Source organism: Kitasatospora sp. GP30, assembly GCF_029892145.1.
In the GTDB taxonomy this organism is placed as follows: domain Bacteria; phylum Actinomycetota; class Actinomycetes; order Streptomycetales; family Streptomycetaceae; genus Kitasatospora; species Kitasatospora acidiphila.
In genome coordinates this window covers 92,353-114,540 of sequence record NZ_JARZAH010000001.1, presented here as the reverse complement: position 1 = coordinate 114,540, position 22,188 = coordinate 92,353, and the positions used below count along the sequence as shown (strand labels likewise).

The 22,188-nt window shown below is 73.4% G+C and carries 19 protein-coding genes, 1 tRNA gene and 1 riboswitch; of the genes, 9 read left to right on the top strand and 11 right to left on the bottom strand.

The window, feature by feature from the left end; translation table 11 throughout:
* Nucleotides 1–18 precede the first annotated feature (18 nt).
* Both P3T35_RS00545 and P3T35_RS00540 read left to right on the top strand, forming a co-directional pair.
* A complete protein-coding gene (locus P3T35_RS00545) occupies nt 19–954 on the top strand; it encodes a zinc-binding dehydrogenase (RefSeq protein WP_101380854.1) in 936 nt (311 codons plus the stop codon).
* Between the two features lie 25 nt (nt 955–979).
* The gene (locus tag P3T35_RS00540; RefSeq protein ID WP_101380853.1) at nt 980–1,393 is read left to right on the top strand and encodes a nuclear transport factor 2 family protein; all 414 of its coding nucleotides are present in this window, start codon (nt 980–982) and stop codon (nt 1,391–1,393) included.
* On the opposite strand, the gene P3T35_RS00535 is transcribed toward P3T35_RS00540, so the two are convergent.
* Nucleotides 1,390–2,292, bottom strand: coding sequence for a glycoside hydrolase domain-containing protein (locus P3T35_RS00535; protein ID WP_101380852.1), 903 nt, complete (start codon nt 2,290–2,292; stop codon nt 1,390–1,392). The genes P3T35_RS00540 and P3T35_RS00535 overlap by 4 nt on opposite strands.
* 183 nt (nt 2,293–2,475) lie before the next feature.
* Here P3T35_RS00535 and P3T35_RS00530 point away from each other — a divergent pair, with 183 nt between their 5' ends.
* Complete coding sequence (locus P3T35_RS00530) at nt 2,476–3,429, top strand: EamA family transporter (RefSeq protein WP_218976685.1); 954 nt, start codon at nt 2,476–2,478, stop codon at nt 3,427–3,429.
* 39 nt (nt 3,430–3,468) lie between these two features.
* Here the strand turns inward: P3T35_RS00530 and P3T35_RS00525 are convergent, their stop codons facing one another.
* From P3T35_RS00525 to P3T35_RS00500, 6 genes are all read right to left on the bottom strand, one after another.
* On the bottom strand, nt 3,469–3,801 hold the full coding sequence (locus tag P3T35_RS00525) for a hypothetical protein (RefSeq protein WP_101380851.1): 333 nt from the start codon (nt 3,799–3,801) through the stop codon (nt 3,469–3,471).
* Nucleotides 3,802–3,981: 180 nt separating this feature from the next.
* Nucleotides 3,982–5,346: an FAD-linked oxidase C-terminal domain-containing protein gene (locus P3T35_RS00520; RefSeq protein ID WP_101380850.1), complete on the bottom strand. Its 1,365-nt coding sequence runs from the start codon at nt 5,344–5,346 to the stop codon at nt 3,982–3,984.
* 75 nt (nt 5,347–5,421) lie between these two features.
* A complete protein-coding gene (locus P3T35_RS00515) occupies nt 5,422–6,213 on the bottom strand; it encodes a hypothetical protein (protein WP_101380849.1) in 792 nt (263 codons plus the stop codon).
* Between the two features lie 114 nt (nt 6,214–6,327).
* A complete protein-coding gene (locus P3T35_RS00510) occupies nt 6,328–7,179 on the bottom strand; it encodes a hypothetical protein (RefSeq protein ID WP_143676831.1) in 852 nt (283 codons plus the stop codon).
* Between the two features lie 94 nt (nt 7,180–7,273).
* Nucleotides 7,274–7,361: transfer RNA gene (locus P3T35_RS00505), tRNA-Ser, on the bottom strand.
* A 73-nt stretch (nt 7,362–7,434) separates the two neighbouring features.
* Nucleotides 7,435–9,294 (bottom strand): trypsin-like peptidase domain-containing protein, encoded by a 1,860-nt coding sequence (locus P3T35_RS00500; protein WP_280703944.1) that lies wholly within the window; start codon nt 9,292–9,294, stop codon nt 7,435–7,437.
* Between the two features lie 239 nt (nt 9,295–9,533).
* A riboswitch (TPP riboswitch) is annotated at nt 9,534–9,682 on the top strand.
* Between P3T35_RS00500 and P3T35_RS00495 the strand changes: the two genes are divergently transcribed.
* The 4 genes from P3T35_RS00495 (at nt 9,674) to P3T35_RS00480 (ending at nt 13,821) form a co-directional block, all read left to right on the top strand.
* Nucleotides 9,674–11,044 carry a cytosine permease gene (locus tag P3T35_RS00495; RefSeq protein ID WP_101385068.1) on the top strand — a complete coding sequence of 457 codons (1,371 nt, stop codon included), beginning with the start codon at nt 9,674–9,676 and terminating at the stop codon, nt 11,042–11,044. It overlaps the preceding riboswitch by 9 nt.
* Nucleotides 11,045–11,105: 61 nt before the next feature.
* Nucleotides 11,106–11,948 (top strand): glycerophosphodiester phosphodiesterase, encoded by an 843-nt coding sequence (locus tag P3T35_RS00490; RefSeq protein WP_101380848.1) that lies wholly within the window; start codon nt 11,106–11,108, stop codon nt 11,946–11,948.
* Nucleotides 11,949–12,174: 226 nt separating this feature from the next.
* On the top strand, nt 12,175–12,720 hold the full coding sequence (locus P3T35_RS00485; RefSeq protein ID WP_101385067.1) for an ATP-binding protein: 546 nt from the start codon (nt 12,175–12,177) through the stop codon (nt 12,718–12,720).
* A gap of 126 nt (nt 12,721–12,846) precedes the next feature.
* On the top strand, nt 12,847–13,821 hold the full coding sequence (locus P3T35_RS00480; protein WP_101380847.1) for a DUF5926 family protein: 975 nt from the start codon (nt 12,847–12,849) through the stop codon (nt 13,819–13,821).
* A 267-nt stretch (nt 13,822–14,088) separates the two neighbouring features.
* On the opposite strand, the gene P3T35_RS00475 is transcribed toward P3T35_RS00480, so the two are convergent.
* Nucleotides 14,089–14,802: a bifunctional DNA primase/polymerase gene (locus P3T35_RS00475; RefSeq protein WP_101380846.1), complete on the bottom strand. Its 714-nt coding sequence runs from the start codon at nt 14,800–14,802 to the stop codon at nt 14,089–14,091.
* Nucleotides 14,803–15,331: 529 nt separating this feature from the next.
* Between P3T35_RS00475 and P3T35_RS00470 the strand changes: the two genes are divergently transcribed.
* Together P3T35_RS00470 and P3T35_RS00465 are read left to right on the top strand one after the other, a co-directional pair.
* Entirely contained in the window at nt 15,332–16,852 is a 1,521-nt protein-coding gene (locus P3T35_RS00470; protein ID WP_101380845.1) for a PP2C family protein-serine/threonine phosphatase, read from the top strand.
* Nucleotides 16,853–16,996: 144 nt separating this feature from the next.
* On the top strand, nt 16,997–18,493 hold the full coding sequence (locus P3T35_RS00465) for an aminopeptidase P family protein (protein WP_280703943.1): 1,497 nt from the start codon (nt 16,997–16,999) through the stop codon (nt 18,491–18,493).
* A gap of 41 nt (nt 18,494–18,534) precedes the next feature.
* Here P3T35_RS00465 and P3T35_RS00460 read toward each other — a convergent pair whose 3' ends face one another.
* The 3 genes from P3T35_RS00460 to P3T35_RS00450 form a co-directional block, all read right to left on the bottom strand.
* Complete coding sequence (locus tag P3T35_RS00460; protein WP_180356481.1) at nt 18,535–19,944, bottom strand: hypothetical protein; 1,410 nt, start codon at nt 19,942–19,944, stop codon at nt 18,535–18,537.
* Complete coding sequence (locus P3T35_RS00455) at nt 19,941–20,636, bottom strand: SigE family RNA polymerase sigma factor (protein WP_348533388.1); 696 nt, start codon at nt 20,634–20,636, stop codon at nt 19,941–19,943. The genes P3T35_RS00460 and P3T35_RS00455 overlap by 4 nt, the downstream gene beginning before the upstream one ends.
* A gap of 109 nt (nt 20,637–20,745) precedes the next feature.
* Nucleotides 20,746–22,062 (bottom strand): hypothetical protein, encoded by a 1,317-nt coding sequence (locus P3T35_RS00450; RefSeq protein ID WP_101380842.1) that lies wholly within the window; start codon nt 22,060–22,062, stop codon nt 20,746–20,748.
* Between the last annotated feature and the right edge of the window lie 126 nt (nt 22,063–22,188).

Here is a 22,188-nt window from a genome sequence, read left to right as displayed (position 1 = left end):
CGCACGGAGGAGCCAGAGATGAAGGCGTTCACCGCCACCCGCGACGCCGCGGCCACCGTCCGCCTCACCGAGGTCGCCGAGCCGGCACCGCGTCCCGACCAGGCCCTGGTCAAGGTCGAGGCCTACTCGGTCAACCGCGGCGAGACCTTCCAGCTGGAGCGTCCGCCCGGCGGCGACTGGCGGCCCGGCAAGGACGTCGCGGGGCTGGTGGTGCAGGCCGCACCGGACGGCTCGGGTCCGCCGGTCGGCTCCCGGGTGGTGGGCCACCCGCCGGCGCTCGGCTGGGCCGAGTACGTGGCGGTGCCGACCGGCCAGCTGGCGGTGCTGCCCGAGCAGTTGGGCACGGTCCAGGCAGCCGCGCTGCCGCTGGCCGGCCTGACCGCGCTGCGGCTGCTGCGCACCGCCGCCCGGCACACCGGCCACCTGGCGGGCCGGCGGATCCTGCTCACCGGCGCCTCCGGCGGCGTCGGCCACTATCTGACCGAGCTGGCCGCCGCGGCCGGCGCCGAGCTGACCGCGGTGACCGCCTCGGCCGAGCGCGGCCACCGGCTGAGCGAGCTGGGCGCGGCCCGGGTGGTGCACCAAGTGGCTGACGCCGATGGGCCGTTCGACCTGGTGCTGGAGTCCACCGGCGGCGCCGACCTGCCGATCGCGCTGGACCGGCTGGCCAAGCGCGGACTGCTGCTCTGGTTCGGCCAGGCCAGCCGCCGACCCGCCACCCTGGACTTCTTCGCCCTGCTGAACGGCCCGACCAGCGCCACCATCCGGCAGTTCAGCTACGCCGACGTGGACGAGCCGGACGGCGCCGACCTCGCCACCCTGGTCCGCCTGGCCGCCGAAGGCCGGCTGCACCCCGAGCTGGGTACCGTGCGGGACTGGCACGACACCCCGCGCACCCTCGCCGACCTGCGCGGCCGACAGATCCGCGGCAATGCTGTACTGACCGTCAACTGATCTTTTCTACGAAGGAGTTGGACCAATGACCGAGCTCGACCCGAAGGCCGTCGTCATCCGGTACGTCAACGCGGTCATCGACGGCGACCTGGACGTGATCCGGGCCAGCTTCGCCGAGGACGCGACCTGGCACTACCCGGGTGACCTGCCGCTGAGCCGGGTGTGGACCGGCCGCGACGCCATCGTGGACGACTTCCTGGTCGGCGCCGGCAGCCTGTTCGCCCCGGGCGGCGCGCCCAAGGTGACGCTGGTCAGCGTGCTGGCCGACGGCGACAAGGTGGTCGCCGCGTGGAAGGCCGACGGCGTCGCGGCCGGCGGCGGGCAGTACGCCAACCGCTGCCTGGGCATCTTCACCGTCGCGCAGGGCCGGATCACCAGCGTCGAGGAGTACCTGGACACCAAGCACGCCGCCCAGGTGCTCTTCCCGCAGCAGGGCTAACGCGCCACCAGGGTGTCGAGCTGGTCGGTGTCGACGTCCAGCTCGACACCGCCCCAGGTCTGCGCCTTGCTGCCGGTCAGCTGGTGCGCCCGGCGGTGCTCGGGCCACTGGTCGGCGTCCAGCGCGCCGGAGCCGTCGGTGGAGCTGCGGTTGTCCCAGCGGGCGTACCAGACGGCGTCCGGCAGCGGGGCCGCACCGGCCCGGGCGGCGTCCGCCAGGTCGGTGATGCCGGAGTCGACGCTGGAGTAGAAGCCCGAGAAGTAGCCCGCCAGATGCAGCGCCCGGGTCCAGCCCTCGGTGAAGTCGATCACCGCCTTGGCGCAGTCGGGGTCGCCCGGCTGGTAGGCCTCGATGTCCAGGTAGACCGGCGTGCCCGGGCCCAATCCGAGCACCCGGACGCGGTGCACCGCCTCGGCCGCCTCCTCCTGCCCCTGCGCCACCGCGTTGTCCGGGTCGATCTTGTCCGGCTTGTCCGGCCGGTCCGCGCACGGCGCCTGGCGGCCGACGTGGGTGGGCATCAGCCGCCAGCCGAGGGCCCGCGCCTCGCGCACCCACTCCCTGGTCAGCTCGGGTTGCGCACAGGCTCGTTGGCTGCCGCTGGTGTAGATGCCGACCGCGCCGTACGGCGAGGCGCCGCGCCAGACCCGCATCGCGTCCAGCGGCGGAGCGGAGCAGGCGTCGAAGCCGCTGCCGGTGAACACGGTGTGCGGCTCGATGGTCAGCCTGGCCCACCCCGGATCGGCGAGCACCGTGACCCGGTGCCTGGTCGCACTCGTGGCGGCGGGTCGGGCCATCGCCCCGGCCAGGGCGGCGGGCAGTCGATGGGCGCTGGCGTCGTTGGCAACCAGCAGCACCAGGACGGCGGCAGAAGCGGCCGCCGGACGCAGGTAGCGCAGCATTCCTCAAGCCTGGCCGCCCGCCTCCGGCAGCAGGCCGAGCGACACCGGAGCACCCCCGATCTCCACCCGTTCGGGCTAGCCACCGATCTCGTGACGGACAGTCAGATGAACAGCTCATGTCTTTGTATCACGTTCTAAGACAGGGGCTTGTCAGGCTTATGGTCCTGACGTCAGACTCGGCTGGTGTCCACCACCGACCATCGCGAACCAGCCGCCCCCTCCATCCCGTCCGCCTCGGCCACCGGGGCCGCCGCCCCGGCCGACGGCGGCGTGCTCGGGCGGGCACCGGCCCCGCTGCTCTGCGTGCTGGCCATGGTCGTCCTGCAGACCGGACTGGCCCTGGCCACACACCTGTTCGGCCCGCTCGGGGTGATGGGCACCTCGTTCCTGCGGCTGTGCTGCGCCGCCGCGGTGCTGCTGGCCGCCACCCGGCCCCGGCTGCGCGGCCGCAGCGCCCGCGATCTGGCCGCCGCGGCGCTGCTCGGCACCGCCTCGGCCGGGATGACCCTGTTCTTCGCGCTGGCCACCTCCCGGCTGCCGCTGGGCACCGCGGCGACCCTGGAGTTCCTCGGGCCGCTCGCGGTGGCGCTGATGCACGCGCGGCGGGCGAGCCACCTCGCCTGGGCGGTGCTTGCCGCGGGCGGGGTGGCGCTGCTCACCCTGCTCGGCGGGGGCGGTGGCGGCGGGCACGCCCTCGACCCGCTGGGCCTGGGCTACGGCAGCGCGGCGGCCGCCTGCTACGCCGGCTACATCGTGGCCACCAACAAGGTGGGCGCGGTCTTCCCGGGCTTCCAGGGGCTGGCCGTCTCGATGACCGTGGGCGCGGCGGTGCTGGCGCCGTTCGGGCTCGCCGAGGCCTGGCACGGGCTGGCCGGCTCCGCCCACCCCGGTCAGCTGCTGCTGGCCACCGCCGGGGTGGCGATGCTGCTGCCGGTGATCCCCTACGTGCTGGAGATGTCGGCGCTGCGGCGGCTGCAGGAGAGGGTGTTCAGCATCCTGCTCAGCCTGGAGCCGGCGGTCAGCACCCTGGTCGGGTTCCTGCTGCTCGGCCAACTGCTCGGCTGGGCCCAGCTGCTGGGCATCGCCTGCGTGGTCGGCGCGAGCGCCGGGGCAACGCTGACGAGCCGCCACGACTGACGGCTCGTCGGCGGACGTCGGTTACTGCAGGTTGATCGGCTACTGCGGGTTGATCGGCGCGAAGGTGATGTCCACGTTGCGGTTGCCCTGGTCGGTCGAGACCACCCCGGAGTTGCCCTTGACCCCCAGGGTGTTGTTCTGGTTGGAGGCACCGCTGCCGGTGGCCACCTGCTGGGTCGAGTTGGCGTTGCCGTCGACGCCGCCGAAGATGTTGCCGCTGCCCACGCTGGACACCACGCCGGCATTGGAGTTGCCCGAGGAGCCGGCACCGTCGTCGGCGAACGAGGCGCCGGCGCCGGCCAGCAGCAGACCCGCGGCGAGCGGGGCCGCGGCGAGTGCGGCGATCGTCCGCGCCATGCGGATGCGAGCCATGCGAAATCCTCCACGAATTCGGTTAGCTGGTGCGGGAGTTCGCGGCCAGACGAACTCCTGCGGGCTGCGACGCCGAAATCCAGCCTGGGCAATCCGGCCGCCGACTTCCAGTGCCCGCCGTCCGATTCCCTCGATCGCGTGAGCCCAGCCGGCCAAACCACCCGACATCAGCGCGAACGGCTAGAACAGCTTGCCCGGATTCAGGATCCCCAACGGGTCGAACACGCCTTTGAGCTGCCGCTGCAGCTCCAGCCCGACCGGCCCCAACTCCCGGGCCAGCCACTCCTTCTTCAGCAGCCCGACGCCGTGCTCCCCGGTGATCGTGCCACCCAGTTCCAGCCCCAGCGCCATGATCTCGTCGAAGGACTCCCGGGCCCGGGCCGTCTGGTCGGCGTCGGCCGCGTCGAAGACCACCACCGGGTGGGTGTTGCCGTCGCCCGCATGGCTCACCACACCGATGGTCAGCCCGCACCGCTCGGCGATCCGGGCCACCCCCGCCAGCATGTCGGCCAGCCGGGAGCGCGGCACCGCCACGTCGTCCACCATCGTGGTGCCCAGGGTGTCCAGCGCGGGCAGCGCCAGCCGGCGGGCCGCCAGCAGCAGCTCCGACTCGGCCCGGTCCGCGGCCGGCACCACCTCGGTGGCCCCCGCCTTGCGGCACAGCTCGGCCACCGCCGCCAACTCCCGCTGCGGCTCGGCCCCGTCGAACGCCACCAGCAGCAGCGCCCGGGTGGACTCCGGCAGCCCCATCCGGCCCAGCTTGTTGACCGCCCGCACCACCACGCCGTCCATCAGCTCCATCAGCGACGGGGTGAAGCCGGCCTCCACCACCGCGTTGACCGCCGCGCAGGCCGCCCCCGGATCCGCGAACTCGGCCGCCAGCGCCAACTGCGGGGCGGGCTTGGGGCGCAGCGCCAGCACCGCGCCGACCACCACCCCGAGGGTGCCCTCGGAGCCCACGAACAGCCGGGTCAGGTCGTAGCCGGCCACCCCCTTGGCGGTGCGCCGGCCGGTGCGCAGCAGCCGCCCGTCGGCCAGCACCACGTCGAGGCCGAGGACGTACTCGCTGGTCACCCCGTACTTGACGCAGCACAGCCCGCCGGCGCCGGTGCCGATGTTGCCGCCGATGGTGCAGGACTCCCAGCTGGACGGGTCCGGCGGGTAGCTCAGGCCGAACTCCTCGGCGGCCCGGGAGAGCACCGCGTTGACCACGCCGGGCTCCACCACGGCCAGCCGGTTCACCGGGTCCAGCTCCAGGATCCGGTTCATCTTCACCAGCGACAGCAGGATGCAGCCGGCCACCGCGTTGGCCGCGCCGGACAGCCCGGTGCGAGCCCCCTGCGGCACCACCGGGACCCGCAGCTCGCTCGCGGTCCGCAGCACGTGCCGCACCTGCTCCACGGTGCTCGGGAAGACCAGCACCGCGGGCTCCCCGGACGCGCAGAACCCGGCCATGTCCTGCCGGTAGGCGGCGGTCACGGCCGGGTCCACGACCACCGCGGAGTCCGGGAGGCCGGCCAGCAGCCGGGTGGTCAACTCGCTCATCACGGGCTCCGTTCGGTTCGGTCGTGCCGGATCCGAGGACGGAACGGAGCCTACGCGCCCTGCGGCGCGAGTGGGTCAGGCGTGCTTGCGCTTCTGCCGCCCGTGGGTGGCCTGCAGGTAGGCCACCACCAGCACGATCACCACGGTCAGCACGGCGGTCACCGGACCGTAGCCGTAGCCCAGGCCGTGGTGCTCCTTGGGCGCGCCCAGCCAGTCGGCGAGCGAGGCGCCCAGCGGCCGGGTCAGGATGTAGGCCAGCCAGAAGGCCAGCACCGCGTTCAGTCGCAGCAGCCAGTGCGCCAGCGCCGGCAGCGCGATCGCCACCGCGAACAGCAGCGCGCCCTCCAGCCAGCCGAGGTTGAAGCCGTACGCGGTCAGGTCGCCGACGGCGGTGCCCATCGCGAAGGTGGCCAGCACCGCGGCCCAGTAGAAGAGCTCCCGGCGCCTCGTCCGGACGCTGTCGATGGCCAGCGTGCCCTCGGCCTTCTTCCACCAGGCGAAGATCACCACCAGCGACACCAGGAAGAGCGACGCCGACACCGGGTACGGCACCCCGACCACCACGTGCAGCCCGTCGGCCGCCATGGTGCCGAAGACGCTGACCATGACGATCGCGAACCAGTACACCACCGGCACGTAGCGCTTCGCCCGGAACTGCAGCACCAGGGCCACCAGCAGGCCGAGGCCGCCCAGCCCCACCGCCGGGATCGGCCCCAGCGAGTTCGCCAGGGTGTCCGACGCGGTCTCCCCCATGCCGGTGGTCAGCACCTTGGCCACCCAGAACAGCGCCGTGACCTCGGGCACCTTGCTCAGCACGGCCCGCGCGGATGTGGCCGACTCACTCGGCCGGAGTTGAGCAGTCGTCATGGCCGCCAATATGTCAGGCGGACCTGAAGACCACCTGAAGATCCGACTCGGCCGGAACGCCCGGCCCCTGACCGTCGTCGCAGGTCAGGGGCCGGGGCAATACGGCGTCGCCGGTTACCAGTTGCCCCAGGTCCCGGTGGACCACAGGGCGCCGCCGGTGGTCGGGCCGCCGCCGGCGCGGTAGACCACGAAGTTCCCGTCGTCCTGCACCTTGGCGTAGTCATTGGGGCTGTGGAAGTCCGGCGTGGTCCAGTTGGTCCGGCCGTTGTCAGGGTTGAAGAGGTACAGCACGCCGGTGTTGTTCAGGATGAACAACCACGCGCCAGGCTGACCCTGGGTCCCGCTGGACCACAGCGCCGCGCCGTCGCGCTTGCGGTAGAGCACCAGGTTCCCGTCGGACTGGTTGAGCAGCCAGACCGACTTCGACTCGATCCACCGGCCGGGCCCGATACCCGCGTGCCCGTCGATGATGCTCCCCGCATCCGGGGCTCCGCCCATGGCCGGCAGGAGTCCGGTGTTGGTCTGCCAGAGGAACCCGTTGCTGAAGACGCAGAACCAGCCGTTCAGCAGCTGGGCCTTGGCACCCCGGTGGCCCCAGCTGTTGGTGCTCCACAGCGCGGCCGACGAGTCGGTCCGGCCCTGCAGGTAGACCACCAGGTTGCCGTCGGGCTGCATGTACGCGTAGGCGCCGCTGTGGCCCCAGGTGCCGCTGGACCAGATGGCCGGGCCGTGGTTACCGGTCGGGCCGAGCAGGTACATCACCAGGTTGCCGTCGCCCTGCATCACCAGGGCCGACTCACCGTTGGTCAGGCTCTGCCCCGGCAGCAGTTGCTGCCCGCTCCCCAGGAACGTGTCCGTCGTCGCCGTGGCAGCGGCCTTCGGGGCCGGCGCGGCGGCGGTGGCGGCCGGCGCGGTGACCGCCAGCGCGGCGGCACTGAGCAGCGCCACGGCGGTCCGTCTGAGCACGTTGCTGCGCCTCAAGAGAATCCCCCTCCGATACGAAAAAGGCGGGCACCGGCATGTCACCGGTACCCGCCCTGACCAGGCTTTCGCCTACCAGCGGAGAGCGTGGGATTCGAACCCACGGTACGGGGTCACCGCACGACAGTTTTCAAGACTGTTCCCTTAGGCCGCTCGGGCAGCTCTCCCAGGCGGAGGTCAGCCTAACGGGTCCAAGGGGGTGTGGTGCACCGGGTTTGGCGGCCCGGTGCACCGGGTGGGTCAGTTGGTGTCGCCGGAGCGGCTGCCGAGGGTGACGGTGGTGGTGCTGGCCTGACCGTTGCGGGTGTAGTCCACCTGGACCTGGTCACCAGGGGAGTGCGTCCAGATGGTGGCGACCAGGGCCGGGCTGCCGTCGATCTGCACGCCGCCGAGCTTGGTGATGACGTCGCCCGCCTTGAGGCCGGCCTTGTCGGCGGGGCCGCCGGGGGTGACCGGCGGGGTGCCCTGGATGGACTGGGTCTGCACCTGGGCGCCGTCGCCGTTCTGGTAGTCGTCGTTGCGCAGGATGCCGAGGGTGGCGTAGACCGGGGTGCCGGTCTTGATCAGCATCTGGGCGACCCGCTTGGCCTGGTTGATCGGGATGGCGAAGCCGAGGCCGATGCTGCCGGCCTGGCCGCTGCCGCTGGAGTTGGACTGGATCGCCGAGTTGACGCCGATCACCGCGCCCTGGCCGTTGAGCAGCGGGCCGCCGGAGTTGCCGGGGTTGATCGAGGCGTCGGTCTGGAGCGCCATCATGTACGAGGTCTGGTTGCCGGCCTGGTCGCCGGACTGGACCGGGCGGTTCTTGGCGCTGACGATGCCGGAGGTGACGGTGCCCTCCAGGTCGTACGGGGCGCCGATGGCGATGGTCGTGTCGCCCACCTGCACCTGGTCGGAGTCGCCCAGCGGGAGCGGGACCAGCTTGCCGGCCGGCGGGTTGTCCAACTTGACCACGGCGATGTCGTAGCCCTTGGCCTGGCCGACCACGGAGGCGGGGTAGGTGGTGCCGTCGGAGAACTTGACGGTCAGCTTGCCGCCGCCCTGGGCCGGGGCGACCACGTGGTTGTTGGTCAGGATGTGGCCCTCGGTGTCGAAGACCCAGCCGGTGCCGGTGCCGGACTCGCTGCTGCCCTCGGCCTTGATGGTGACGGTGCTGGGCAGCGCCTTGTTGGCGATCCCGGCCACCGAGTCGGGCGCCCGGTTGGACGCCTGGCTGCCGCCGTTCACCGAGACCGTGGTGCTGTTGTGGCTGCTGCCCGCGTTGCTCGACGAGTCACCGCCCTTGATCGCGGCGCCCGCGACACCGCCGGCCAGGCCCGCCACCAGGGCGATCGCGGCGATCAGGGCGACCAGGCCGCCCTTGCCCTTCTTGCGCGGGGCCGGCTGGCCCCAGCCGCCGGGGTACTCGCCGCCCGGACCACCCGAGTACTCGCCGCCCGGACCACCCGGGTAGTCGCCGCCCGGGCCGCCGGGGTAGCCGGGGCCACCGGGGTAGCCGGGGCCGCCCGGGGCGGTGGGGGCGCCGCCCCAGCCCTCGCCGACCGGGTGGCCGGCGCCGAACGGGTGGTGCGGCTCCTGCGGGGACCCGGCCGGCACACCGGCGGTGATCTGCGGGGCGACCCGGGGGTCGGCGGCGGCCGCGGGCGTCGCGTACGGGTTGAGCGGGGGCTCCACGACCGTGGGCTCCACGGCCAGGGGCTCCACGGCCAGGGGCTCGACGGCAGGCGCCGGCTGAGCCGGGGCGGGCGGCAGCACCGGCGGCGGCGCGTCCACGTATCCGGAGCCGGCACCCGGCGCGGCGGGCGGCGGCGCGTCGATGTACTCGGGCGCGCTCAGGCCCTCGGCGACGGTGGGCTCGCCAACCGGAGCGGCGGGAGCCTCGGGGGCCGGCACCCGGCCGAACGCCATCGTCTTGTCAGCCGGCGCGGCCGGCTCCGCCTCGGGAGCCGGCACCTTGCCGAACGCCACCGTCGGCGTCACTTCGCCGGTGCCCGGCGCCGCCGCACCACCGACCGCCGGAGTGCCCCCCGGCTCGCCGTGACCGCTGGAGAGTTGCTCCCCCTGCGGCCCGGTGGAACCACTCTCGTGCTCGGTGCTCACGGACGACCTCCATCGCTGACAGGACCTTGGCCCATAGTTTTTCCCATGCCCGATCTGGTTGCCGTAAGGGCCTGCCTGAAGAACTGGTAAGAATCCTTAGGCGCACCCGACGGCCCGCGATCGCCCACCCCTCGGGACCACTCGATCGGCCTCGACCGAACGTGGTGTCCCGCCGATCCGGACGGCGCATTCCCCCATCCTTGGCGTATTCCGCGTGTCGGGCTACCCTTTCCGGGCCAAATCTGACACGCGGGAGCTTGGACCCACCAGGCTGAGAGTGCGCTGGTCGACCGTACGCCATGGCGATTTCGCCGGCGCGGGCGAGGGAGCGCAGACCGCCGGAACCTGTCCGGGTAATGCCGGCGTAGGGAGTTTCGCCATGACGGCTGCTTCGCCCTCCCCTGCCTCCACCGCGGTGCTGCAGGACGCACCGCCCGTCCGCGCCGAGGCGCCGCTGGTGCTGGACACCGCGCCGCCGCGCACCCTGGGCTTCCGGGACCAGTTCGCGCTCTGGGCCAACCTCGGGATCAGCCTGATCGGCTTCACCACCGCGAGCACCGTGCTCGGCGCCCAGGGCCAGGAGCTGTCGATCACCGCGGCGACCACCGCGATCGTGCTCGGCACCGTGATCGGCACCGCGATGCTGGCGGTGGCCGCGCTGATCGGCGCCCGCACCGGCGCTCCGGCGATGGCGGTGCTGCGCGGCCTGTTCGGCACCCGGCTCTCCTACCTGCCGACCGTGCTCAATGTGCTGCAGTGCGTCGGCTGGGGGATCTACGAGCTGCTGGTGATCTCCAGCGGCGCCCAGACGGTGGTCGGCACCCAGGGCTGGCACTGGCTCTTCGTGCTGGTGGCGGGGACGCTGACCACGGTGCTGACGATCTGGCCGCTGGGCTCGATCACGGCGCTGCGCAAGTACGTGGCGGTCGCCGTGGCCGTGGCGATGGTCTACTTCACCGTCCAGCTCGGCCGGCACCACATCCCCAACCCGGGCGCCGGCAACTGGCACGGCTTCCCCCAGGCCACCGACGCGATCATCGCCATCTCGGTCTCCTTCGTGCCGATGGCCGCCGACTACACCCGGCACTCCCGCACCGCGCGCGCCTCGTTCTGGGGCACCTTCTCCGGCTACACCATCGCCCAGGTCTGGTGCTACCTGCTGGGCCTGATCGCGCTGCTGCAGGCGAAGGGCAACGTGGACAACCTGCTGACCTCGTTCACCGGGGTGACGGCCGGCTGGGCGTTCCTGCTGGTGCTGGTGCTGCGCGAGGCCGACCAGTCGTTCGCCAACGTCTACTCGACCGCGATGTCGCTGCACAACCTCCTCCCCCGGGTGGACCGGCGCTGGCTGACCGCCGGGATCGGCGTGCTGGTCACCGCGGTCGCCACCCAGATCAACCAGCTCGCCACCTGGTACTCCAACTTCCTCTACCTGATCGGCTCGGTCTTCGTGCCACTGCTCGCGGTGCTGGCGGTGGACTACTTCCTCGGCCGCGGCCGCCGGCAGGGCTGGGCGCTCACCCAGGACGCGCCGTCCCGGCCGCTGCTGCTGCTCCCGTGGGTGCTGGGCTTCGCGACCTACCAGTACCTGTCGCCCACCCCGATCACCACCGGCTGGACCGCGTTCTGGACCAGGGCGCAGTCGCTGCTGCACTACACCCCGGGCGACTGGACCTCGGCCTCGCTCTACTCGTTCCTGGTCGCCGGGCTCGCCACCTGGGCGCTGACCAGGGCCGTTCCCAAGGCCTGACGGTCCGGTTGTTGGGGTGCCCGTCGCGTTCGCGTCATCTCGCGGCTCTAGGCTGGAGCCCGTGACGACCCCCGATCTGACGGCCCCCGACGCCGCCCGCACCGCGCAGACGGTGCAGGTGGTGGCGCACCGCGGCTCCTCCGCCGCGCTGCCCGAGCACACCCTCGCCGCCTACCGGCGCGCTCTGGCCGAGGGCGCCGACGCGGTGGAGTGCGACGTGCGGGTGACCGCGGACGGGCAGCTGGTCTGCGTGCACGACCGGACCATCGAGCGGGTCTCCGACGGCGGCCGCCGGGTGGTCTCGGCGCTCACCCTGGAGCAGCTGCGGGCCTACGACTTCGGCTCCTGGAAGCACCCCGAGCAGCCCGAGCCGCAGCCGGTGCTGACCCTGGAGAGCCTGCTGGAGCTGGTCGCGGACGCCGGCCGCCGGGTCGACCTGGCGATCGAGACCAAGCATCCGGTGCGGTTCCGGGGCCGGGTGGAGACCGAGTTGGTGGCGATGCTGCGCCGGTTCGGGATCGCCGGCGCGGTCGGGCCGTACGAGGCCGACGGCGAGGGCGCCTCGGGGCGGCCGCACGCCCGGATCATGAGCTTCTCCGGGCTGGCGCTGGGCCGGGTGCGCAGGGCCGCGCCGGAGTTCCCCCGGGTCTTCCTGTTCGAGCACCCGGAGCTGCTGCGGCTCTGGCCGGGCGCCGGGCTGCCGCAGGGCGCGGTGGTGGCCGGGCCGGGCATCGAGCTGGTGCGCCGTCGCCCGGAGCTGGTCCGCGCGCTGCGGGCGGCCGGGCACCGGGTGCACGTGTGGACGGTGGACGAGCCGGCCGATGTCGAGCTCTGCCTGGAACTCGGCGTTTCGGCGATCATCACCAATCGGCCCCGCGCGGTGCTGGACCAACTCGGGCGCTGAGCGTACGCCCGGCGCGGGGAATACCCGCGGCGGCGGAATCCCACTCCTGCGATTGACGCAGCGTAAGCGGATAATCACCTTTTGCGTACGCTGGGTCGCGAAAGTCGATGAGTGTCGCGACGACTTCACAATTGACGCACCCCGTGCACCCGGAGCCGTTTCCGTCGCATTCCACCGGGGCATCCATCCCTCGGCAAACGCTGAAGGAGGTCCGGGGGTGGCGTTGATGGTGGCGCGTGAAGTGCCGACTTCATCGACCATGGCGGTGCCGCACGGCCCGGCCAGCGTCGGGGCAGCCCGGCGCAGGTTGCGCCGTGATCTAGGCGACCAGGAGGTGCCCGACACCGTCATCGATGACGCGGTCCTGATCCTTTCCGAACTGCTCAGCAATTCCTGTCGCTATGCCCGGCCACTCGGTCCATTGCTGGACCTTACGGAACGGGACTTCGCCGAGGAATTTCCGGGCAATGGCAGCAATATGACGTGGCACCAAGAAGTCAGGGATTCCGCGACCGAAGATCTCGGCGGCATCCTGGTGCGCTGGCAGATGCACGGCGACGGCACCCTGACACTGGAGGTCACCGACGGCGGCGCGACCACCAGGCCGCTGCCGGCCCGGCCCTCGCTGACCGCCAGGGGCGGCCGCGGGCTGAGCATCGTCGGCCAGCTGGCCACCGACTGGGGGGTGCGCGACGCGCCGGGCGAGGTGACGGTGTGGGCCGCGCTGCCCGCGCACGACCGGGTACCGGAGCCGCAGCGGGTGCAGCCGTAGCCGTGGCGGGTGCGACTGTAGCCCTGGCAGGCGCGGCCGGGGGCCGCCGCGGGCGCCGGTAGCCGGCCGCGGATTCTCAGTAGGCTGCCCCGGAGACACTGACCCCACTTCCGGGAGAGCCGCGCCATGGCCAAGAAGGCCGCCAACAAGTCCGCCCAGTCCACCGCCGCGACCGGCACCGTCCCCGTGGTCGGCGCCCGCGAGGCCTGCCCGTGCGGCTCCGGCCGCCGCTACAAGGCCTGCCACGGCCGGCAGGCCGCGCACGCCGAGCAGGAGCTGGTGCAGCGCCCGTTCGAGGGGCTGCCCGGCGAGGCGGACTGGGTGGCGCTGCGCGAGCTGGTGCCGGCCGCCACCGCTCCGCTGACCCTGACCGCCGCCGCGGCCGCCGGTGCGTCCGGCGAGGTGCCGTCGGTCACGCTGGCCACCGTGCTGCCGCTGGCCTGGCCGGCGCTGCGCCGTCCGGACGGCTCGATCCTGCTCGGCCTGCAGACCCAGTCGTCCTCCGGAGACCTGAGCCGGGACCTGGCCGATGCGCTCGTCCAGGCGCTCACCATCGAGCCCGGCACCCCGGTGCCGACCCGCCGGGCACCGGCCGACGGTCCGCGCCTGCAGGAACTGCTGGACCTGGACGTGCCGTTCACGCCGGCCGTGCACACCGGCTTCGAGTTCTGGCTGGAGGACGCCGAGTCGGCCGGCGGCGAGGTGGCCGCGTCGCTGGAGCGGGCCAACGCCTCGGCGATCCCGACCGAGAAGCTGGCCGGCGTGGACAGCGCCTACTGGTGCGGCACCCCGGACAAGAACCACCTGCGCTGGGTGATGACGGTGCCGGAGGAGCAGCTGCTGGACGCGCTGGCCCGGCTCGCCGCGACCGGCGACGCCTCGCTGGGCGAGGGCACCAAGCTGGTCGGCTCGTTCCGCGCGCACGGCCTGACCGTGCCGGTCTGGGACCTGCCGGTGGAGATGTCGGCCGCCGACTGCGAGAAGCCGGCCGCAACCTTCGCCGAGCGCCTGGCAGGCGCGCTGGCCCAGGAGGCGCCGCTCACCGGCGAGGAGCGCCGGGCTCGGGCGAACCTGGTGAGCCGTCAGGTCACGCTCAACTGACCGGTGCTGGCGCCATGTGATCGTTTCCGGCCGAATCGACGTGAAACTGGTCACATCCACCCGCCTGGGCAGGGAAATCTCAGGACCAACCCTGCCAGGGGCTTTGGCTATGGCGCCAATCCTTGTTACTGTTGAAAAGTCCGGTCGCTGGTGCATCCCCCGTCGCCAGCGGCCGGATTTTCCTTTTCTGGCCCAAAGTTGAGCGATCGGGCCCGAGTTGAGGGGCCAGTCCCCGAAGTTCAGCCGCAGTCGGACCCGGCCCCGCCCTCAGTAGGCCAGCCGGCTGCCGTCCGGCACCGCCGAGCCCGCCGCCACCAGCCCCTCCAACAGCTGCGCCACCGGCGGCAGTCGCACCCCGCCGCCGGGCAGCGGCACCGGCCGCCGCACCCAGCGCACCGCCGCCTGGCCGAGCCCGACCCGCGACGGCGGCAGCACCAGGAACCCGCCGGGCCCGTGGTAGCGCACGCAGCTCGGCACCTGCCCGGGCGCACCACCGGCGCGCAGGGTCGCCTCCTGGGCGGCCAGCAGCTCGCCCAACTCCGGGTAGCCGTACGGCGCGACCAGCAGCGCGCACCTGGTCGGCCCGGCCAGCACCGGGCCGCAGGGGATCCGCAGCGCGTCCAGGTAGCCGAGCAGCCGGGCACCCGCCGCCGCGGGCAGGCTGACCGCCGCCACCGCCGTCCCCGTGGCCACCAGCACCGGCGCCTGCGGGTTGTGCCGCTCCCACCACCAGCGCACCATCCGGGCGTCGGTGGTGGCGGCCAGCAGCGACTGGCCGTGCGGGTGCGCGGCCGGCACCGGGCAGTGCGGATCGGCGCAGCCGCAGCACACCGAGGGGCCGGTGCCGTCGCCGGCCCGCAGCACCGGCACCGCACCGGGCACCACCGGCCAGTGCCACCGCTGGGTGCAGGTCAACGCCGCCTGCAGCAGGGCCTGTCGGGTCCGGCGGTGTCTGCCGGACGGCTCCCGCGTCTCACGCATGGGCACTCGTTCCTCTCCGTGACCGGGTGGATCAAGGCGAGCGGGTGGATCACGACCTGACGCGCGGCCGGACAGCCGCAGGAGGCAACTCGGGGAAAGCACCGCCGACCATGGGGGTCCCCCGGCCGAAGCCTGGGGGAGCGATCGGCCGGGGCATGGTTCGAGAATCCCTGATGCGACCGGATGGACGCCGTTCGGCGCCGTCCGGTTCCACCGTACGAGTGAGTGACTTCTGGTCAGCGCGGTTGCCGGGCAGGGGGATCCCTACGCTCCGGGCAGGGTTCCGGCAGCCTTCTGGTCAGCTTCTGCCCGCTCCCGGGGTGCTCCACTCCCGCGGCGGTTCCCAGGAAGTCCCCATGGCCGTGCCGGATGTGAGGAAGCACCAAGGAAGAACCAGCCATCCGGCTGCGGCCCGATCCTGGACACGTGCCGACCGACCTGTGTAGAAACGGGACATTAAAGAGTGGTTTGGCCGGGCTTGGGCCATGGGGGTCCGGGCGGTCCGGGCCACCGCGCTGGGAGTCGCGGCATGAGTGACAAGCGTCCGTCCGGTGCCAGTGGGACCACGCCCGAGCGGGAGGACGGCAGCGGCGCCGGCGACCAGCCGACTGACGGACCGTCAACAACCGGTGGACGACTGACCAGCCTGCTCGACCTGCCCCAGCGGGCGCCCGCCGCCCCCTGGCCGGCCCCCGAGGCGCTCGTCCCGCTGGAGCCGCCGGCGGCGCTCGACTGGCTGCAGCACCACACCGAGCGGCTGGCCACCGCCCGCGACCTGCCCGCCGCCCTGACCGCGCTGCTCGACTCCGGCGCCGAACTCCTCGGCGCCCGCTGCGGACTGCTCGTCACCCTGGCCCGCGGCGCCGACGGCGGCGAGCCGACCGACCCCTGCGGGCTGCGCGGCCCGATCGGCGCCGGCTGGCCCGACCACGCGGGCCACGGGCCGATGGTCGGCCTGGCGCTGGACCGGGCGGCGATCGGCGCGCTGGAGACGGTGCCGGTGCGCCAGGGCCCGTTCGCCGGGCTGCTCGACCCCGTCGACCGCCCCGACCAGCTGCTCCACCCCGACCTGCTGGACGGCGCCGAGGTGTCCCCCCGGTTCCGCGAGGTGGCGGCCGACCTGGGGCTCGCCGCCTGCTACGCGCTGCCGCTGGCCACCGACGAGGACGGGCCGCTGGCCGCCGCCGCCTGGTTCTTCCCGGAGCCCACCCGCCCCACCGCCGACCGGCAGGACCTGGCCCGCCGCTACGCCGCCTTCGCCGCACCGCTGCTGGCCTGCCGGGTGGCCGCCGAGCGCGGCCGCCGCGCCGCCGAGGCGCTGCGCCGCGGACTGCTCCCCGACCACCTGCCGCGGCCGGCCGGCCTTCGGCTGGCCGCCCGCTGGGTGCCGGCCGGCCTGGAGCAGGCGGGCGGCAGCGACTGGTACGACGCGATCGGACTGCCGGACGGCTCGCTCGGGCTGAGCGTCGGCTCGGTCACCGGTGACGGCCCGGGCGCCGGGCCCGGCTCCGCGCCGGGTGCGGCCAGCGCGATGGGCCGGATCCGGGCCGCGCTGCGCGCCTACGCGGTGCTGGAGGGCGAGGACCCGGTGGCCGTGCTCGGCGACCTGGAGCTGCTGCTCAAGACCACCGAGCCGACCCGCACCGCGACCGCCGTCTACGCCTGCGTGGACCCGCTGGAGCGGCAGATCACCCTGGCCGGGGCCGGCGCCTGCCCGCCGATCCTGGTCACCCGGTACGGCGCCAACTTCGTGGAGACCTCGCTCTCGGCGCCGCTCGGCATGCTGAGCTGCTGGGAGGCGCCCGGCGTGGAGCTGAGCGCCGAGCGCGGCGACCTGCTGCTGCTCTACACCGAGGGCCTGGCCCGCCGCTGCGGCGCCACCCTGCACGCCGGCCAGGCCTGCCTGCGCAAGGCCGCCGCCGACGCGCCCCGCGACGTGCGGAACGATCCGGACCGGCTGTGCGGGTACCTGCTGGCCGCGTGCGCGAGCGACGGCGCCGGCGACGGCGCGGCGGACGACCTCGTCATGCTCGCCGCACGGTTCGAGTAGCCACGGGCCGCGCCGCACGGAGGCCGGCGCACCTACCGAACGAGTGATCGGATGGTCCTCCGTACCATGGGAGCCACAGCCGCCCGTGTCGTGTCGCGATCCGATGCGCCCCGGGGCGGAGGGAATCGCAAGGAGGCGACGAACGTGACCGAGGACCGCACCCCGGCAGTGGCGGAGAACCCCGAGGGCACCGGCACCGACGAGGAGGCCGCGGAGCAGCCGATCAAGGCCCGTAAGAACGGCCTGTACGACGGCGTGTCCGACGAGCTGGCCGAGTCGATGAAGTCCGGCTGGGCCGACACCGAGCTGCACGACCTGCAGCCCGTCGAGCAGGCCTCCTACACCGCCGCCCGGCGCGCCGCGCTGTCCGCCGCCTTCCCCGGCGAGCGGCTGGTGGTCCCGGCCGGCAACCTGCGCACCCGGGCCAATGACACCGAGTACTCGTTCCGGGCGGCCAGCGAGTACGTCCACCTCACCGGCGACCAGACCCAGGACGCCGTGCTGGTGCTGAACCCGCTCGCCGCCGGCGGCCACGACGCGGTGCTCTACCTGCTGCCGCGCTCCAACCGGGAGAACGGCGAGTTCTGGCTGGACGGCCAGGGCGAGCTGTGGGTCGGCCGCCGCCACAGCCTGACCGAGGCGGAGCGGCTGCTCGGCGTGCCGGCCCGCGATGTCCGCGAGGCCGTCGAGGAGCTGACCGCCGGCACCGCCGTGCCGACCCGCCTGGTGCGCGGCTACGACGCCGGCCTGGAGGGCGCGCTCGGCACCGACGAGGAGCGCGACGAGGAGCTGCGGGTCTTCCTGAGCGGCCTGCGCCTGGTCAAGGACGCCTGGGAGATCGAGCAGCTGCGGGCCGCCTGCGACGCCACCGTCAACGGCTTCACCGACGTGGTGCGCGAGCTGGACCGGGCCCAGGCCACCTCGGAGCGCTGGATCGAGGGCACCTTCTGGCGCCGCGCCCGGGTCGAGGGCAACGACGTGGGCTACGGCACCATCGCTGCCGCCGGCCCGCACGCGACCACCCTGCACTGGGTGCGCAACGACGGCGACGTCCGCCCCGGCGAGCTGCTGCTGCTCGACGCCGGCGTGGAGACCAGTACGCTCTACACCGCCGACGTGACCCGCACGCTGCCGATCAACGGCACCTTCACCCCGCTGCAGCGCAAGATCTACGACGCGGTCTACGAGGCCCAGCAGGCCGGCATCGCCGCGGTGAAGCCGGGCGGCCGGTTCCGCGACTTCCACGACGCCGCCCAGCGGGTGCTGGCCGAGCACCTGCTCGCCTGGGGCCTGCTCGACCCGGCGGTCTACGACGTGGCGAAGGTGCTGGAGCTGGGCCTGCAGCGCCGCTGGACCCTGCACGGCACCGGCCACATGCTCGGCCTGGACGTGCACGACTGCGCCCACGCCCGCCGCGAGCAGTACGTGGACGCCGAGCTGGTGCCGGGGATGTGCCTGACCGTCGAGCCGGGCCTGTACTTCCAGCTCGACGACCTGACGGTGCCCGAGGAGTACCGCGGCATCGGCGTCCGGATCGAGGACGACATCCTGGTCACCGAGACCGGCAACGAGAACCTCTCGGCCGGCCTGCCGCGCACCTCGACGGACGTCGAGGCGTGGATGGCGGCACTGAACGCCTGAGACGTACGCCCAGGGGGCGCCCAACGGGCGCCCCCTGGGGCTTATTTGGCGACGGTCGGCACAGGTACGCTGATGGCGGCGCCCACCACGCTCAGGCTGCCCTCCGGGACGAACTTCAGCCACGCCATCGCACTCAGGTTGAGGGGCGACTGGGCGAAGTTCGCGGCCGGGGCGAACGAGATGCGGTAGTTGACCGTCTTGGCGGCCCCGGCAGCGAGCGGGAAGGCCGGAACGTTCTCCTTCGAGCCCGGAGCGCCGGAGGCCAGACCGACGCTGATCCAAGAGCCGTCGCCCGCCTGCTCCTCCAGCGTGCCGGCGCCGGCCGCGGGAACCGTCACGTCCGGTACCACCTGGAGCAGCGGGGTGCTGCCGGTGTTGGTGAACGTCACCGAGAACGGCACCTTGGTGTTGTCGTCCGGCACCTGCGGGCCCCCCTGGCCCAGGCCCGAGGTGGTGATGCTCACGGGGTCGGGCATCGGCGGCAGATGGCCGCTGAGGTCGAGGCTGCCCAGCACCGCCTGCAGCCCGCTCTCGTACTTCGGGTCGAGCCCGCGGACGGCGACCAGTACCTGCTGCTGGCGGAAGCCCCACATCCTGACGGTGTACTGCCCGCCGCCGGTGCAGTCGACGTTCCAGGTGGCCAGGTCGGCCTGGCCGGCGGGCAGGGTGACCGCCGTCTTCTCGTAGGAGGCTGTAGTCGCGTCGCTGCTGTGCGGATTGCCCGGGTCGTAGCAGTACGGCTGGTGGCCCCAGCCGTGGTCGCTGTCCAAATCCCCCACCCGCGGGTAGAGGGCCTGATCGACCTCTTCGCTGGTGGTGTAGACGGTGAGCGCAATGCCGTCCGGGCCGCACGCGCCCAGACCGGCGGTGGCGTTGGGATCGGGCGTCGTCAGGCAGACGGTGTCCTCCGCCGGGCTCATGACGCTGACCGACCATCCGCTCGGCAGCCGGAAGTTGACCCCACGGTAGGACCGGACCGGCCCCAGGCTGACCGGTGCCGCCGGTCCGTCGCCGGGCGACGTCGTCGTGGTCGCCGCCGACCGGTCGCTCACGGGGGCGCTAGGCGAGCCGCCCGCCGCGTCCGGGCTCGTGCTCGCACTCGGGCTCGTCGAGGTGCTGGGGCTCGGCGCCGGGCTGCCGCTCGGGCTCGGCGTCGGCGCGGCGCTGCGGCTCGCCGTGATCGAGCCGGCGGGCGCCGGCTTGGCCCGGTCCGCCACCGTGCTGGACCTGAAGCCCACGAAGCCGATGGTGACGGCGGCGGCCAGCCCCAGCGGCAGCAGTGCCGCATAGACCGGCTTCAGCCGGCGGATCCGGCGGCTCGGTGGCGCGGCCGGGCGCAGATCGTGCACGCCCACCTGGTCGGCCCGGGCGGCCAGTGCCTCGCGCAACAGCCGCTCCACCGGACTGTCACCGGGCCCGCCGCCCTCGGGATGCTTCTGATCAGTCGTCATCTGGCCTTCTCCAGCTGCTTCTCCAGGGCGTCCAGGGCCCGGCTCGCGGTGGACTTCACGGCTCCTCGGGAGAGCCCCAGGGCCTCGGCTATCTGCGCCTCGGACAGATCGGACCAGTAGCGCAGCACCAGCACCTCGCGCTGGCGCTCGGTCAGCTGCCGCAAGGCGGCCACCACTCGGCGGTGTTCGTCGTTGAGGACGGCGTGCTCCTCGGCGGACGGGGCGTCGGCCTCGTGCGGCGGTACGTACTCGCGCGCGGTCTTGCGGCGGCGCAGCACCGAGCGGGCGCCGTTGACCACCGAGGTGCGCAGGTAGCCGAGCGCGTTGTCGACGTCGTCCAACTGCTCGCCGTGCTTCTGGAAGAGCGCGGTGAACGCCTCCTGCACCACGTCCTCGGCGATGTCCTGGCGGTCCACCAGCAGCACCGCCAGCCGCACCAGGCCGAGCCGGTGGGCGTGGTAGAGCTCGGTCAGGGTGGGGCGGGAGTCCTGCTCGGGCGCCCGGCCGCCGCGCAGCAGCCGGAATCCGGACCGGCGGACGGCGGACGCCTGCCCGGGCGACTCGGAGGGCTCCTCCGTGCTCGCGGCCGGGCTCAGCGCGCTGAAGAACGCCTTCAGCATCCCCGCGGGCGCCCAGGCCTGCCGCCCGCTGCGCGCAAGCACAGCGGGCGGCAGGCCGACTACCAGTGACATGTGCTTTCTGCTTTCCCCCCGGGGACGGCGGCTGGGGCCGGCCGCCGTCCAGACTGTTGGTCTTGACGCAGTTGATCTTGGAAGGGCGATTGTCGCAGCAGCCGGCCCGTCAGCGGACCACGGCCACCGGGATGGTCACCGGCGCCGCGTAGTGGGCGTCACCGACGGCGCCCGCGCCCACGGTGAGCGAGGTGATGCCCTTGGCGGTGCTCGCCTTCAGCGCGAACCGGAAGTCGTAGTTGAAGACCCGCCCGGCCGGAGCCGGGATGGTGGCGACCGAGGAGGCGTCCACCGAGACGCCGTCGCAGTCCTGCCGCACCGGGAGCTGCTTCCAGGCGCCGTTGACCATGACCTCGGCCGTGACGTCCTGGGCCCGGAGCTCGCCGGCCGCGTCGTTGAAGGTCAGCCGCGGGGCCAGCCAACCCATCTGCTCCTTGGTGAAGTTCCCGGGCGAGACCTCCACCTCGACCGCCGGGCCGCCGACCTTGACCGAGGTGGGGTGCGGCGTCATGGTGGGCATCGAGGCGGTCGGACGGTGGTCGTCGGAGACGGTGACCTCGTCCGTGGTGCCGCCGAGCAGCGGGTGCGACTGCTTGGAGACCGGGAGGAAGGCGTCGGCCTCCAGCAGCAGGGTGCCGGGGCCGTTGTCCGCGCCGAGCCCGACCCGGTAGTCGATGGTGCGGCTGGCGCCGGGCTCAAGCGCGAAGGCGGCGTCGTCACCGCTGTACACGTAGTCCGTGCCCAGGCCCTGGCTGAGCGGCAGGTCGGTCCAGCCGGAGGCGTCCTGGCGCTGCAGGCTGCCCTGGGCCATCGAGGTCCCCTGGCAGCGGGCGTGCGCGTAGTGCTGGGCGGCGACCACGGGGGCGACCGCGTCCAGGCGGTGGCCGCTGGTGTTGGTCCAGGTGACCGAGAAGGCGGTGGGCTTCATCGCGCCGACCGGCAGGCCCTGGTTCGGGCCCAGGCCCAGGCCGTTGAACCGGATGGCCACGGCGTCCTGGCCGGGCACACCGGCGGACAGCTCGTTCTTGGCGGCGGGGCCGGTCGCGGACGGGGCCGTGGACTGCGCGGCGGCGGCCGGGACGGCCGGGGCCTTGGAGTGGCCGGTGGGGGTGTGCGCGGCCGGGGTGTTCGCGTCGGTGCCGGTGGTCGGCGCGGCCGAGGCGGTGGGCGCGGTGGGGCTCGGCGAGGCGGTGGGTGCGACCGGCGCCCCGGCGCCGGGGATGGCGGCGGACGGGAGGCCGGCCGGCTTGGCGGCGGCGGCCGGCGCGGTGCCGTCGCCCTTCACCGGGCCGGCGCCGACCGCTACGACGGCGACCACGGCCGCCAGCGGGACGGTGGCCGCCAGTCGGCGGACCCAGGCGGTGTCGGCGCGGCGCGCGGCCGAGGCGGAGATCTTCGCAATTCGGTTGATAACGGACGCGCGCATGACGCAGCCCCCCAGGGTGTGGATGTCCTTGGTCTGTTGAGAGCCTCGACCGGGCGTGCCGTCACCCGGCCGGTCCCGTTCCCCTTGCTCTCACCCTGATAGACGTCCAGCACCCCGGGGGGTTGC